Annotated in this window: 11 protein-coding genes and 3 tRNA genes; 1 reads left to right on the top strand and 13 read right to left on the bottom strand. The window is 62.8% G+C overall.

Annotation, left to right across the window (positions count from 1 at the left end; translation table 11 throughout):
- Positions 1 to 75: 75 nt before the first annotated feature.
- Positions 76 to 1359 carry an NAD(P)/FAD-dependent oxidoreductase gene (locus AB4N42_RS12880; protein ID WP_258647982.1) on the top strand — a complete coding sequence of 428 codons (1284 nt, stop codon included), beginning with the start codon at positions 76 to 78 and terminating at the stop codon, positions 1357 to 1359.
- 200 nt (positions 1360 to 1559) lie between these two features.
- Here AB4N42_RS12880 and AB4N42_RS12875 read toward each other — a convergent pair.
- The 13 genes from AB4N42_RS12875 to AB4N42_RS12815 all read right to left on the bottom strand — a co-directional run bounded on the left by AB4N42_RS12875 (position 1560) and on the right by AB4N42_RS12815 (position 13879).
- Positions 1560 to 1636 (bottom strand) — tRNA-Asp (locus tag AB4N42_RS12875).
- 89 nt (positions 1637 to 1725) lie between these two features.
- Positions 1726 to 1802 (bottom strand) — tRNA-Asp (locus AB4N42_RS12870).
- Positions 1803 to 1860: 58 nt separating this feature from the next.
- Positions 1861 to 1936, bottom strand: a tRNA-Val gene (locus tag AB4N42_RS12865).
- Positions 1937 to 2104: 168 nt separating this feature from the next.
- Positions 2105 to 2878, bottom strand: coding sequence for an SDR family oxidoreductase (locus AB4N42_RS12860; RefSeq protein WP_198795941.1), 774 nt, complete (start codon positions 2876 to 2878; stop codon positions 2105 to 2107).
- Positions 2875 to 4086: an O-succinylhomoserine sulfhydrylase gene (locus tag AB4N42_RS12855; protein WP_460116273.1), complete on the bottom strand. Its 1212-nt coding sequence runs from the start codon at positions 4084 to 4086 to the stop codon at positions 2875 to 2877. Before AB4N42_RS12855 ends, AB4N42_RS12860 begins: the two co-directional genes overlap by 4 nt.
- A gap of 60 nt (positions 4087 to 4146) precedes the next feature.
- On the bottom strand, positions 4147 to 5652 hold the full coding sequence (gene purF / locus AB4N42_RS12850; protein WP_030142021.1) for an amidophosphoribosyltransferase: 1506 nt from the start codon (positions 5650 to 5652) through the stop codon (positions 4147 to 4149).
- A 41-nt stretch (positions 5653 to 5693) separates the two neighbouring features.
- Positions 5694 to 6254 carry a CvpA family protein gene (locus AB4N42_RS12845; protein ID WP_030142022.1) on the bottom strand — a complete coding sequence of 187 codons (561 nt, stop codon included), beginning with the start codon at positions 6252 to 6254 and terminating at the stop codon, positions 5694 to 5696.
- Between the two features lie 89 nt (positions 6255 to 6343).
- Positions 6344 to 6997, bottom strand: a complete 654-nt coding sequence (locus AB4N42_RS12840) for an SPOR domain-containing protein (RefSeq protein WP_460116272.1) — start codon at positions 6995 to 6997, stop codon at positions 6344 to 6346.
- Positions 6981 to 8288, bottom strand: coding sequence for a bifunctional tetrahydrofolate synthase/dihydrofolate synthase (folC, locus tag AB4N42_RS12835; protein ID WP_217859969.1), 1308 nt, complete (start codon positions 8286 to 8288; stop codon positions 6981 to 6983). Before folC ends, AB4N42_RS12840 begins: the two co-directional genes overlap by 17 nt.
- On the bottom strand, positions 8285 to 9205 hold the full coding sequence (gene accD, locus AB4N42_RS12830) for an acetyl-CoA carboxylase, carboxyltransferase subunit beta (RefSeq protein ID WP_030142025.1): 921 nt from the start codon (positions 9203 to 9205) through the stop codon (positions 8285 to 8287). The genes folC and accD overlap by 4 nt, the downstream gene beginning before the upstream one ends.
- Positions 9206 to 9463: 258 nt before the next feature.
- A complete protein-coding gene (locus tag AB4N42_RS12825; protein WP_030142026.1) occupies positions 9464 to 10096 on the bottom strand; it encodes a phosphoribosylanthranilate isomerase in 633 nt (210 codons plus the stop codon).
- 63 nt (positions 10097 to 10159) lie between these two features.
- A complete protein-coding gene (truA, locus tag AB4N42_RS12820) occupies positions 10160 to 10984 on the bottom strand; it encodes a tRNA pseudouridine(38-40) synthase TruA (RefSeq protein WP_030142027.1) in 825 nt (274 codons plus the stop codon).
- Between the two features lie 306 nt (positions 10985 to 11290).
- On the bottom strand, positions 11291 to 13879 hold the full coding sequence (locus AB4N42_RS12815; protein ID WP_460116270.1) for a FimV/HubP family polar landmark protein: 2589 nt from the start codon (positions 13877 to 13879) through the stop codon (positions 11291 to 11293).
- Positions 13880 to 14006: the final 127 nt, after the last annotated feature.

Below are 14006 nucleotides of genomic sequence, written 5' to 3'. Positions count from 1 at the left end.
GGGGTGGCTGGCGGCGGATTTTTATCTCGGGTAGGATCGCCGCATTCGTAAAAAATATAAAACAGAGGTTCCAGAATGGCGAACACATCCTACCCAGCGTCGTATTACGCCGCATCGGCCAATCCGGCGCCGTCGCGCCCTGCCCTGCAGGATGATGTCGAAACCGATGTGTGCGTGATCGGTGCGGGCTATACGGGGTTGTCTTCCGCGCTGTTTTTGCTGGAGCACGGTTTCAAGGTCACGATCGTTGAGGCAGCCAAGGTTGGGTTTGGTGCTTCGGGTCGCAACGGCGGTCAGATCGTCAACAGCTATAGCCGCGACATCGATGTGATCGAGCGCAGCGTTGGTCCGCAGCAGGCGCAGTTGCTCGGCAATATGGCGTTCGAGGGTGGGCGGATCATTCGCGAGCGGGTGGCGAAGTATCAGATTCAGTGCGATTTGAAGGACGGCGGTGTGTTCGCCGCCCTCACTGCTAAACAGATGGGTCACCTGGAGTCGCAGAAGCGTCTATGGGAGCGTTTCGGTCATACGCAACTGGAGCTGCTGGATCAGCGGCGTATTCGCGAGGTGGTGGCTTGCGATGAGTATGTGGGTGGCATGCTGGACATGAGCGGTGGGCATATTCATCCGCTCAATCTGGCGTTGGGCGAAGCGGCGGCTGTGGAGTCGCTGGGCGGGGTGATTTACGAGCAGTCGCCAGCAGTGCGCATCGAGCGTGGCGCCAGTCCGGTTGTGCATACGCCGCAGGGCAAGGTCAGGGCCAAGTTCATTATCGTGGCGGGCAATGCTTACCTGGGCAATCTGGTGCCGGAGCTGGCAGCCAAGTCGATGCCCTGCGGTACGCAGGTGATCGCCACCGAGCCACTGGGTGATGAACTGGCTCATCGCCTGTTGCCACAGGATTATTGTGTCGAAGACTGCAACTACCTGCTTGACTACTACCGACTGACAGGCGACAAGCGTCTGATTTTCGGTGGCGGCGTGGTGTATGGCGCGAGGGACCCAGCGAACATCGAGGCGATCATTCGACCGAAGATGCTCAAGGCGTTTCCGCAACTCAAGGATGTGAAGATCGATTACGCCTGGACCGGAAATTTCCTGCTGACGCTGTCGCGTCTTCCGCAGGTCGGGCGGCTGGGGGATAACATTTATTATTCGCAGGGCTGCAGCGGCCATGGCGTGACGTATACGCATTTGGCGGGCAAGGTGCTGGCCGAGGCGCTGCGTGGGCAGGCAGAGCGTTTTGATGCGTTTGCGGACCTGCCCCACTACCCTTTCCCTGGCGGTCAGTTGTTGCGCACGCCGTTTGCGGCGATGGGGGCTTGGTATTACGGGTTGCGGGATCGGTTGGGGTTCTGAGGCGAGTTCGCCATTTCACCGAGGGGCTGCTTTGCAGCCCAGCGGGAGCAAGCTCCCCTCGCCACAGGGGGCTGTTCCAATCTTCAAATCCCGGAAACAAAAAACCCCGGTCTTTCGACCAGGGTCTTTGCTATCGATTGGAAGAAGCTCTTCAGCTTTCTTCTTAGCTTCAAGGCGTTCAGTGGGCCTCGAAGCAGATATGGCGCAGCGGACGGGACTCGAACCCGCGACCCCCGGCGTGACAGGCCGGTATTCTAACCGACTGAACTACCGCTGCGTATCGCTGTGGACTTTCGTCCATCTAACTCGTCTGATCAAAACCCGTAGGCTTGGATCTCGAACCAGGCGAACCTGCTTCGGAAAATATGGCGCAGCGGACGGGACTCGAACCCGCGACCCCCGGCGTGACAGGCCGGTATTCTAACCGACTGAACTACCGCTGCGCGTCGGTGGAGGCTTTTGACAGCTTCCATCTTGCTTTCGCAAGACTCTCAAGAAACATGGTGGGTGATGACGGGATCGAACCGCCGACATTCTGCTTGTAAGGCAGACGCTCTCCCGGCTGAGCTAATCACCCTTTGCTGCGTTGAGGCCGCGAAATTTACGCAGGTACCGATGCTAAGTCAATAGCAGCGTTGGATTTTTTCAAAAACAGTTTCAAGCGGCAAGCACCAAGCTACAAGTAAAAGCACCGGACCCGCACCACGCTGCTTGCAGCTTAAAACTTGCCGCTTGCAACTGCCCCTCACTCATAAATCATTTTCTTGGTCATGCCGCCGTCCACCACGAACTCCTGCCCCGTGACAAAACCGGCATTGCGCGACAACAACCACGCCACCATCGCCGCCACGTCCTCCACCGTGCCTACCCTGCCCGCCGGGTGCTGGGCGTGATCGGCGTCGGTGAGCGGCTGCGCACGACGTTGTGAAGGGTCTCGCGCGTCGATCCAGCCAGGGCTCACGGCATTGACCCGAATCTCCGGCCCGAGGCTGATCGCCAAGGCGTGGGTGAGCGCCAGCAGGCCGCCCTTGCTCGCCGCATAGGCCTCGGTGTCCGGCTCCGATTGCGCTGCGCGGGTCGAGGCCAGGTTGACGATAGCGCCGTTGTGGGCACGCAGGTACGGCGCGCAATGCTTGGCCAGCAGCATCGGCCCACCCAGGTTCACCGCCAGGACCCGGTTCCAATAGGCAAGGTCGAGGCTTTCCAAGGTGATGTTGTGCGGGTCGGCGATAGCGGCGTTGCATACCAGCGCATCGAGGCGTCCGAACTGCCCAAGCACCTCAGCAACAGCAGTGGCAACCTGAGCCTCGTCCGCCACGTCCATGGCAATGAACCAGGCGTTGTCGCCCAACGCCTTCGCCACTTTGGAACCGCGCTCGCGATCCAGATCGGTCAATACGACCTGCCAGCCTTCACAGATCAACCAGGCGGCAATACCGAGGCCGATGCCCCGCGCGGCGCCCGTAACCAATGCAACCCGGCCATGAGTACCGCTCGGCGGCGTTGCCAGCTCAATCACAAGGCCGCCAACCCGCGAGCCAGGTCGGCTTGCAAATCCGCCACATCTTCGAGGCCGACCGCCACGCGGATCAGGCTGTCACGAATACCCGCCGACTCACGTTCCTGCGGCGACAGGCGACCATGGGACGTGGTGCTCGGATGGGTAATGGTGGTCTTGCTGTCACCCAGGTTGGCAGTGATGGAAATCAATCGGGTCGCGTCGATGAAGCGCCAGGCGCCCTCCTTGCCCCCCTTGACCTCGAAGCTCACCACTGCGCCAAAACCACGCTGCTGACGCAAGGCCAGTTCATGCTGCGGATGGCTATTGAGGCCGGCGTAATGCACTTTCTCGATGCCCTCCTGCTGCTCCAGCCACTCGGCCAAGGCTTGGGCATTGGCGCAATGGGCCTTCATCCGCAGACCCAGGGTTTCCAGGCCCTTGAGGAAGATCCAGGCGTTGAACGGGCTGAGGGTCGGCCCGGCGGTGCGCAGGAAGCCCACGATCTCTTTCATCTGCTCGCCACGACCGGCGACGACACCGCCCATGCAACGGCCCTGGCCGTCGATGAACTTTGTTGCCGAATGCACCACCACGTCCGCGCCCAGCTTCAGCGGTTGTTGCAGCGCCGGGGTGCAGAAGCAGTTGTCGACCACCAGCATGGCGCCCTTGGCGTGGGCGATTTCCGCCAGCGCGGCGATGTCCACCAGCTCGGCCAGGGGATTGGAAGGCGACTCGACGAAGAGCAGCTTGGTATTGGCCTTGATGGCAGCATCCCAAGCGGAAAGGTCCGCCAGGGGCACGTAATCGACCTCCACGCCGAAACGCTTGAAGTACTTTTCAAACAGGCTGATGGTCGAACCGAAGACGCTGCGCGACACCAATACATGGTCGCCGGCACTGCAAAAACTCATCACTACAGCCATGATCGCGGCCATGCCAGTGGCGGTGGCAACCGCTTGCTCGGCACCTTCCAGGGCCGCGATGCGCTCCTCGAAAGCCCGCACGGTGGGGTTGGTGTAACGCGAATAGACGTTGCCCGGCACTTCACCGGCAAAGCGCGCAGCCGCATCGGCAGCGGTGCGGAACACGTAGCTGGAGGTAAAGAACATCGGATCGCCATGTTCGGCTTCCGGTGTACGGTGCTGGCCCGCGCGAACCGCCAGGGTATCGAACGCTACGCCGTCAAGGTCGCTGTCCAGCCGACCGGCATCCCAATCCTGACTCATGCTGCCACTCCTTTATTCGGTTGAACGCAAACCGGCCCCTCAGGGCCGGTTGGGTGTCACTTAGTTGTTGTACAGATCGATGATCGCGCTGACCGCCTGAGTCTTGGCCTTGGACGCGTCGTTACGCGCGTTCTCGATCCGGTTCAGGTAGGCCTCGTCGATGTCGCCGGTGACGTACTTGCCGTCGAATACCGCGCAATCGAACTGCTCGATCTTGATCTTGCCGCCACCCACCGCTTCGATGAGGTCAGGCAAGTCCTGGTAGATCAGCCAGTCGGCGCCGATCAGGTCGGCCACTTCCTGGGTCGTGCGGTTATGAGCGATCAGCTCATGGGCACTCGGCATGTCGATGCCGTAGACGTTCGGGTAGCGCACGGCCGGGGCCGCCGAGCAGAAGTAGACGTTCTTGGCGCCAGCTTCGCGGGCCATCTGGATGATCTGCTTGCAAGTGGTGCCGCGCACGATGGAGTCGTCCACCAGCATCACGTTCTTGCCGCGGAATTCCAGCTCGATGGCATTGAGTTTCTGGCGTACGGATTTCTTCCGTGCGGCCTGGCCCGGCATGATGAAGGTACGGCCGATGTAGCGGTTCTTCACGAAGCCTTCGCGAAACTTCACGCCCAGGTGGTTCGCCAGTTCCAGGGCCGCGGTGCGGCTGGTGTCCGGGATCGGGATGACTACGTCGATGTCATGGTCCGGGCGCTCGCGCAGGATCTTGTCGGCCAACTTCTCGCCCATGCGCAGGCGCGCCTTGTAGACCGAGATACCGTCGATGATCGAGTCCGGGCGCGCCAGGTAGACGTGCTCGAAGATGCACGGGGTCAGGCTCGGGTTGGTCGCGCACTGGCGGGTGTACAGCTTGCCGTCTTCAGTGATGTAGACCGCTTCGCCCGGGGCCAGGTCGCGAATCAGGGTGAAGCCGAGCACGTCCAGGGACACGCTCTCGGAGGCGATCATGTACTCGACGCCTTCGTCGGTGTGACGCTGGCCGAACACGATCGGACGAATACCGTGCGGGTCGCGGAAGCCGACGATGCCGTAGCCGGTGATCATCGCCACCACCGAGTAGCCACCCACGCAACGGTTGTGCACGTCGGTCACGGCAGCGAACACGTCTTCTTCGGTCGGCTGCAGCTTGCCGCGCTGGGCCAGCTCGTGGGCGAAGACGTTGAGCATCACTTCCGAGTCGGAACTGGTGTTGACGTGGCGCAAGTCAGATTCGTAGATCTCCTTGGCCAGTTGCTCGACGTTGGTCAGGTTGCCGTTGTGTGCCAAGGTGATGCCGTACGGCGAGTTGACGTAGAACGGCTGGGCTTCGGCCGAAGTCGAGCTGCCCGCTGTCGGATAGCGCACATGGCCGATGCCCATGTGGCCGACCAGGCGCTGCATGTGACGCTGATGGAACACGTCACGCACCAGGCCGTTGTCCTTGCGCAGGAATAACCGGCCGTCATGGCTGGTCACGATACCGGCAGCGTCCTGGCCGCGGTGCTGGAGCACGGTTAGCGCGTCATACAGCGCCTGATTGACGTTCGACTTACCGACGATACCGACGATGCCACACATGCGACGCAACCCCTACTTAATGGATCTGAACTGAACAACACTCACTGCGGCGTTTTGGCCGTCGGCAAGAGGTGTTCCTTGAACGGTATTTCAGCGGGTACGCTGATACCGCTGGCAAGCCACTGACTGCTCCAACCCAGGATCAGGTTCTTGGACCAGTCTGCGACCAATAGAAATTGTGGCACGAGCCGGGACTCCTGCCACCACGTATCCTGCTGTACCGGCCCCAGGCTCAACAGCCCGACGGCGACGACCACCAGCAACGCGCCACGCGCCGCGCCGAAGGCCATGCCCAGGAACCGGTCCGTCCCGGAAAGCCCGGTGACGCGAATCAGTTCGCCGATCAGATAATTGATCATTGCGCCCACCAGCAAGGTGGCGATAAACAAGATGGCACAGCCCGCGATCACGCGGGCCGACGGTGTTTCGATATATCCGGCGAGGTACTGGGACAGCGAGCCACCAAACATCCAGGCTACGACTCCCGCGATGATCCAGGTCAGCAGCGAGAGCGCTTCCTTGACGAAGCCGCGACTCAGACTGATCAAAGCGGAGATGGCGACGATTGCAACGATCGCCCAGTCAACCCAGGTAAATGGCACGGTGCAGCCTACAGACGGATAAGGCGGCGCATTTTAGCAGAGCGCAGGGCTGTCGGTAAGCTGCGTGATTCAAATCAGCCAAATGGCGGTCAACCGCGCTCTGGCTGGAAGCGCACCACGAAGCCCTTGAGGTTCTGCTGGCGATTGAGCAGGTCGCGCAGGCGGTCGGCCTCGGCACGCTCGATCAACGGACCGACAAAGACCCGATTCTTGCCATCGGCAGAACGGATGTAGGCGTTGTAGCCCTGGCTGCGCAGGTTTTTCTGCAGTTTTTCGGCGCTGTCACGACTGGTCAGGCTGGCCAGTTGCACCGACCAACTGACCGACAGGCCATTGGCATCCACACGGCTTTGCGTGGTGTCCGGCTTGGGGGCTGCGGTGATCGGCTGGGTCGGGGCTGGCTTGATAGCGGGTGCCGCCGGAATAGGCGTTGGCGCGACGGCTGGCTTGCTCGGCACAGTCGGAGCGGGCGCGACAGGCGCTGTTGGCGCAGCAGGTTCCTGGGCGAGTTCTTCATCGCCCGGCACCGGCTCCTGAGGCAGCGCCTGGGGCTCGGGAACCGCGACCTGCTCAACCTGCACAGGCGGCACCGAAGGCGCCTGCGGGGCGGCCGGCGCATCAACCGTGACCTGGCGCTGCTCGTCCTGACGGGAAAACAGCATCGGCAGGAAGATCACCGCCAGGGCCACCAATACCAGGGCCCCGACCATGCGCTGCTTGTACGCCTTATCCAGCAATGCCATCTGCAGCTTCCTCCGTGGAGCGCCGGGCCAGCCATTGCAGGGCCTCGGCAACGCAAAAAAATGAGCCGAACAACAGGATCTCGTCATCGGGTGTCGCCAGGGCACACTGCCCTTCCAGGGCGGCGGCGACGCTGCCATAAGCATCCACCGAAGCGCCACGACGCTGCAAGGCTGCCTGCAACTCTCTGGCCGGACGCGAACGCGGTGATTCCAGCGGCGCCACGGCCCAGTGCTGGACACTAGCATTCAACGCGTCGACAACGCCATCCAGGTCCTTGTCCGATAGCAGCCCGAACACCGCCAGGCGCTTACCTGTCACCGGACGGCGCGCCAGGCGTTCCGCCAGATACAGCGCCGCGTGGGGGTTGTGGCCGACATCCAGCAACAGGTTCAGGCGCTTGCCTTGCCAATCGAACGAGCGGCGATCAAGACGACCGACGACGCGAGTCGCCTGCAACGCCTGGACAATCTGCCCGGACTCCCAGGGCAAGCCCAGCAATAGGTAGGCCTGGAGTGCCAGCGCGGCGTTCTCCATCGGCAAGTCCAGCAGCGGCAGGTCATGCAGCTCCACCGGGTTGCCCTTGGCATCGCTGCCACGCCATTGCCAGTGCTGCTCGGTCATGGCCAGGTCGAAGTCCCGCCCACGCAGAAAGAACGGGCAACTCAGCTCGCGAACTTTATCCAGCAACGGTTGCGGCGGATCGAGATCGCCGCAGAGTGCCGGCGCACCCTGGCGAAAGATGCCGGCCTTCTCGAAAGCCACGGATTCACGGGTGTCGCCCAGGTAATCGGCGTGATCCACCCCGATACTGGTGACCAGGGCGATATCCGCGTCCACGAGATTGACCGTATCCAGACGCCCACCCAGGCCAACTTCGAGCACGACGGCATCCAGGCCGGCACGGGCGAACAGCCAGAACGCCGCCAGGGTGCCCATTTCGAAATAGGTCAGGGAAGTCTCGCCCCGCCCGGCTTCCACCGCCGCGAAGGCTTCGCACAGCTGCGCGTCAGAGGCTTCGATGCCGTTGACCTGCACCCGCTCGTTGTAGCGCAGCAGGTGCGGCGAACTGTAGACACCGACATTCAACCCCTGGGCCCGCAGCAGCGAGGCCAGGAAGGCGCAGGTCGAACCCTTGCCGTTGGTGCCGGTGACGGTGATGACCCGAGGCGCCGGCTTGGCCAGTCCCATGCGGGACGCTACCGCTTGCGAGCGTTCCAACCCCATGTCGATGGCCGATGGATGCAGCTGCTCGAGGTAGGCAAGCCATTCGCCCAGGGTGCGTTGGGTCATAGCCCGGCAGGCACTGGCGGAACTACGATCGGTTCGATCGGTGCGGCGACGAACTTCGGCGTCGGCAGGCCCATCAACTGCGCCAGCAGGTTACCCAGGCGCGGACGCAGCTCCTGGCGATGGATGATCATGTCGATCGCGCCGTGCTCCAGCAGGAATTCGCTGCGCTGGAAGCCTTCCGGGAGTTTCTCACGCACGGTCTGCTCGATCACGCGCGGGCCGGCGAAGCCGATCAGGGCTTTCGGCTCGCCGACGATCACGTCGCCCAGCATCGCCAGACTGGCAGAAACACCGCCGTAGACCGGGTCGGTCAACACCGAGATGAACGGAATGCCTTCTTCACGCAGGCGCGCCAGTACCGCGGAGGTCTTGGCCATTTGCATCAGCGAGATCAGGGCTTCCTGCATCCGCGCGCCACCGGAGGCGGCGAAGCAGATCATCGGGCAACGGTTTTCCAGGGCGTAGTTGGCGGCGCGAACGAAGCGCTCGCCGACGATGGCGCCCATGGAACCGCCCATGAAGGAAAATTCGAAGGCCGAAACCACCACCGGCATGCCCAGCAGGGTGCCGCTCATGGACACCAGGGCGTCTTTCTCGCCGGTCTGCTTCTGGGCCGCGGTCAGGCGATCCTTGTACTTCTTGCCGTCGCGGAACTTCAGGCGGTCCACGGGCTCCAGGTCAGCGCCCAGCTCCACGCGACCTTCGGCGTCCAGGAAAATATCGATACGGGCACGCGCGCCGATGCGCATGTGGTGATTGCACTTGGGGCAAACGTCCAGGGTCTTTTCCAGCTCAGGGCGGTACAGCACCGCTTCGCAGGAAGGACATTTGTGCCACAGACCTTCAGGCACCGAGCTTTTCTTTACCTCGGAACGCATGATCGAAGGGATCAGTTTGTCTACCAACCAGTTGCTCATGCTTTCTTTCTCCAGTACCGGCGGCCCGAACGCTCTGGTTCGCGGCCCCGCGTATGCCCTTGAGCTTAAATTCATTGTGCGGCGAGGATCGAGGAACCACCGCGGTCAGCGCGAAACATGACCTGCGCCCAGCTCCACCATCCCTGCCATTCCCGACAACCGCTGCACCGCGATTGCCACTACGCTATCGGCCCACCCGGAGGCGGCGCCTGCCTGCTTTGTACAGTGCAGGTATGGACGGCGGCAGTCTGCCAGCCGTCACATTGACGATTGGCTGCTGCGCACAGCCGCCATGAACGCCCGGATCTTCGCCGGGTCCTTGATGCCCCTGGCCTGTTCCACCCCGCCGCTGACGTCCACCGCATAAGGGCGAACCCGCACAATGGCCTCACCGACGTTGTCCGCCGTCAGGCCACCGGCCAGGATGATCGGCTTGCTCAAGCCCTGCGGTACCAGCGACCAGTCGAAGGCTTCGCCAGTCCCACCCGGAACCCCTTCCACATACGTGTCCAGCAAGATACCGCTGGCACTGGCGAAGGCTGCACAACTGGCCGCGATGTCATCGCCCGCCTTGACCCGCAACGCCTTGATGTACGGCCGATGCCAGCCTTCACAGTCAGCCGGGGCCTCGTCACCGTGGAACTGCAAGAGACCCAACGGCACCGCATCGAGGATTTCCCCCAGTTCGCAACGGCTGGCATTGACGAACAGTCCCACCGGGGTCACGAACGGCGGCAGAGCCTGGATGATCGCCCTCGCCTGCTGCACCGTCACCGCCCGCGGGCTCTTGGCGTAGAACACCAGCCCGATGGCGTCCGCACCGGCCTCGATCGCCGCCAGCGCGTCTTCGACCCGGGTGATTCCGCAAATCTTGCTGCGAACGACCGGCATGGTGGCTAAAACCTCAGGCAAATCCGTGAAAGTCCCGGATGGTAACAAATGCAACGAAGGGCGTCAGCCGTCGAGTTCCGAGAAGCCCGTGAGGAAATGTGGCCCGATGTAACGCTCCGGCAGCTCAAACTCGTCACGGTATTCGACCTGCACCAGGTACAGGCCGAAGGGGTGCGCCGTCACGCCACCGGAACGGCGAATGCGACTGTCGAGCACTTCCTTGACCCATTCCACCGGCCGCTCGCCGGCGCCGATGGTCATCAGCACGCCGGCAATGTTGCGCACCATGTGGTGCAGGAACGCGCTGGCGCGGATGTCGAGCACGATCATCTTGCCGTGACGGGTCACGCGCAGGTGATGCAACTCCTTGATCGGCGACTTGGCCTGGCATTGGCCGGCACGGAAGGCACTGAAGTCATGCACACCCACCAGGTATTGCGCAGCCTCGGCCATGCGCTCGACGTCCAGCGGACGGTGATTCCAGGTGATTTCCTCGTTCAGGTGCGCCGGGCGAATCTGATCGTTGTAGATGACGTAGCGATAACGCCGGGCGATGGCCTTGAAGCGCGCATGGAAATGCGCCGGCATCACCTTCGCCCAGCTGACGCTGACATCGTGCGGCAGGTTGATGTTCGCGCCCATGACCCAGGCCTTCATCGAGCGCTCGACCTGGGTGTCGAAATGCACCACCTGGCCGCAAGCGTGCACACCGGCATCGGTGCGTCCGGCGCAATGCAGCGACACGGGCGAATCGGCGACTTTGGACAGCGCATTCTCGAGGGTTTCCTGCACCGTCAGGACACCGGAGGCCTGACGCTGCCAGCCGCGATAGCGAGAGCCTTTGTATTCAACGCCCAAGGCGATTCGAAAAAAGCCGTCGGCCGCCATTTCGGCGGCCGGGTTGTCTATGTTTGCCAAGGAATTACAGCCTGCTGAGGTACGCAAAGGCGGGCATTATAAAGCGGGTGCGGTGGGATGCCAGTGCAACGATGATCCGGGTTGGAACGACGGGCCCTTGTGGCGAGGGAGCTTGCTCCCGCTGGCTGCGCAGCAGCCCCTCCCTTGGTGCGCCGGCTATTTTTGCGAGCGCTGCGCACTCGAGCGGGAGCAAGCTCCCTCGCCACTACAGCCGCGTGAACTGCCTGCAAACAAAAACGGCAGCCTCACCGGCTGCCGTTTTTAGTTACCGCCGACTCACGCCAGTCGCGACAACATCTCCTTCGCTTCGCTCTGCTGGGTCGCATCGCCCTCACTGAGGACTTCGCCAAGGATATCCCGCGCACCATCGTTGTCGCCCATGTCGATATAGGCCTGGGCCAGATCGAGCTTGGTCGCCACTTCGTCGGTGCCGCTGAGGAAATCGAAGTCCGGCTCGTCGTCGGCGGTCGCCAGGGCATCTTCAGCCGTGAAGGTTGGCTGGGCCAGACTGTCGGAGAGCCGGTCCAGCTCGGCGTTGACGTCGTCCAGCTCGGATTCGAAGGCATCCTTCGGCTGCTCATGAGCATCCATCTCGTCGGCCAGGGACAGATCGAAATCCGCCGGCAGCTCAAGATCGTCCGACGGCGTATCGTCCAGGAGCGGCGTTTGCTCTGCTGGAACGTCCAGCCCCTTGAGGTCGTCATCCAGGTCCAACAGGAAATCTTCATCGGCCAAGGCCGGTGCCGGAGCATCGGCGCCGAGGTCCAGATCGAATTCCGGCAGATCGTCCAGGCTTTCATTAGCCTGGGTCTGCTGCTTGAGCACCGATTCGAAACTCAGGTCGTCGTCTTCCGGAAACGCGTCCAGCTCGGCCAGCGGCTCGGGTGCCGGGGCGGTCGGAGTTGTGTCCAGGTCATCCAGGCTCAGGTCGAAGGCGCTGTCGAGTTCTTCATCGGTTGCCGGCTTGTCTTCCAGCAGGTCCTTGACGTACTGCGCGTCCAGCTCAGCGGCCACAGCCGCTGCTGCCAGGCCTGCCGAGGCGGCGACGACCATGGCCGGGAAACGGCTCTTGAGCTGTTCCACCTGGGCATAGTTCTCGCCATTGGCGACCAATTGGCGCTCCTGGGCGATGAACGCATCGCGGTCGCCCTGCTGGCCGTAGACTTCCATCAGTTTCAAACGCAGGTCGCTGCGCTGAGGCTCGGCCTTGATGCCTTGCTCAAGCAGGTCAGCCGCCTGGTTCAAGCGACCACGATCGATGTGGGACTGTGCCTGGGGCAACACATCGTCGGAGCGGTCGGCGGCCGGGGCCACCAGCGGCGCGGCGATCGGTGGCGTGACGACGACGGGCGCGACCACCGGGGCTGGCTTCGGTGCCGGTGCCGGTACTGGCTTGGGTTCGAGTTTTACGCTGGGGGATGGAACCTCAATGCCCTCGAAGCTGCTCGGGGGCAGATCGAGCTCCGGGGAGAAGTCGGCCTCCTCCTCGAGGGCTCGGGCCATACGCACATGTTTCTCGGCTTCCTGCTGGGCCTTGCGGCGACGCGCAAGCAGCAATAGCAGCAGCAACAGGACCAACGCACCGCCACCAATCAACCCCAGCAGGATCGGATTGGTCAGCAGGTCATTGTATTTTTTCTCATCGGAAGCCGCCGGCGTCGGCTCGACCGGCGTGGCCGGTGGGGTCGCTTCAGGAGCCGCCTCGGGAGTCGCTGCTGGCGCGGTTGCCGGTGCTTGTGCCGACGGTGCGGGCGTCAGTTCTGCCGACATCGCCGGGGTCGATCCGCCCGTGGGCGGGACAGCGGCGCCTTCGGCCTGCATCTTGGCCAGTTGATTGTTCTTCAGCTCGATCAGACGCTGCAGCTTATCCAACTGGCTCTGTAAATCCGCCATGCGACTTTTCAGTTCTTCGTTGTCGCGACGAGCCGAATCGAGGCTTTCCTGGGTCACGGCAAGCTTGTTGCTCAGCGCCTGGGCATCGCCCGCAGCCCCTTTGCCCTTGCCGCCCGCCTTCGCCGACTCGGCGGAAACCAGGCTCAGGTTATCGCGACCGGCGGCCTGTGCCGGCGCGCCTTCCTTGCCGCCACGCTTGGTGGCATCCAACTGTTGCCGGCCGTTACCCGCCACGCCTCGACGGCCCTGGCGCCAAGCGGCATTCTGGGCCGCCACTTCGGCGATCGCCTGGGGTTGCGGCAGCGCCGTGCTCTGCACCGGATCGGGCAGGCGCAACACCTGGCCAGTCTTGAGCAGGTTGATGTTGCCATTGATGAAGGCGTTCGGGTTCAACGCCTGGATCGCCAGCATGGTCTGCTGGACCGACCCACCGTTGCGTACCTTGGCGGCGATTTCCCACAGGGTGTCGCGCGGCGTGGTGGTGTATTGGGACGGCTTGGTCGCGCCAGTGACCGGCGTGGCAACCACTTGGGACGGCTTCGCCCGGGCGGCATCGGCGGCCTGCGGCGAGAATTTGGACGGATCGAGCAGTACGCTGTAGTCGCGCAGCAAGCGGCCGTTGGGCCACATCACTTGCACGAGGAACTTGACCATCGGCTCGGACACCGGCCGGCTGGACGTAACGCGCAGGACGCTCTTGCCGTTGGCGTTGATCACCGGGGTGAAGCTCAAATCGTTGAGAAAGGCTTGGCGATCAATGCCCGCCTTGGCGAATTCTTCGGGTGGGGCCAGGCTCGGCACCACTTCGGCAGCGGTCAGTTGCTGGACATCGAGCAGTTCGATTTCGGCCACCAGAGGCTGGTTCGGCGGCGATTTCAGGGTCAACTCCCCGAGCCCGAGCGCATGCGCCATACCGGAGGACAGCGCCGAGGCGGCCGCTATTGCTAACACCAGTTTGCGAACTTGAACCATAGCCTCTTCCTTTGTTTGAACATTCCTCGGCCAGCGAGAAGGTGTTGATGCCGCTGCCGTAAGGCATTGCGCGCAGCCCCGAAGCGACGGTGCGCGCGATCGTTTCACTCATGCCCGGGAAAGCGTC

The organism is Pseudomonas sp. H2_D02 (assembly GCF_054677635.1).
The sequence above is the reverse complement of the archived record's forward strand: the minus strand, read 5'-3'. Positions and strand labels throughout refer to the sequence as shown.

What these genes read in the sequence shown, in the direction of transcription:
- folC (WP_217859969.1), bottom strand. Translation starts at nt 8,288, where the DNA reads ATGACCCAACGCACCCTGGGCGAATGGCTTGCCTACCTCGAGCAGCTG.
- AB4N42_RS12840 (WP_460116272.1), bottom strand. Translation starts at nt 6,997, where the DNA reads ATGGCATTGCTGGATAAGGCGTACAAGCAGCGCATGGTCGGGGCCCTG.
- truA (WP_030142027.1), bottom strand. Translation starts at nt 10,984, where the DNA reads ATGGCGGCCGACGGCTTTTTTCGAATCGCCTTGGGCGTTGAATACAAA.
- AB4N42_RS12855 (WP_460116273.1), bottom strand. Translation starts at nt 4,086, where the DNA reads ATGAGTCAGGATTGGGATGCCGGTCGGCTGGACAGCGACCTTGACGGC.
- AB4N42_RS12815 (WP_460116270.1), bottom strand. Translation starts at nt 13,879, where the DNA reads ATGGTTCAAGTTCGCAAACTGGTGTTAGCAATAGCGGCCGCCTCGGCG.
- accD (WP_030142025.1), bottom strand. Translation starts at nt 9,205, where the DNA reads ATGAGCAACTGGTTGGTAGACAAACTGATCCCTTCGATCATGCGTTCC.
- purF (WP_030142021.1), bottom strand. Translation starts at nt 5,652, where the DNA reads ATGTGTGGCATCGTCGGTATCGTCGGTAAGTCGAACGTCAATCAGGCG.
- AB4N42_RS12825 (WP_030142026.1), bottom strand. Translation starts at nt 10,096, where the DNA reads ATGCCGGTCGTTCGCAGCAAGATTTGCGGAATCACCCGGGTCGAAGAC.
- AB4N42_RS12880 (WP_258647982.1), top strand. Translation starts at nt 76, where the DNA reads ATGGCGAACACATCCTACCCAGCGTCGTATTACGCCGCATCGGCCAAT.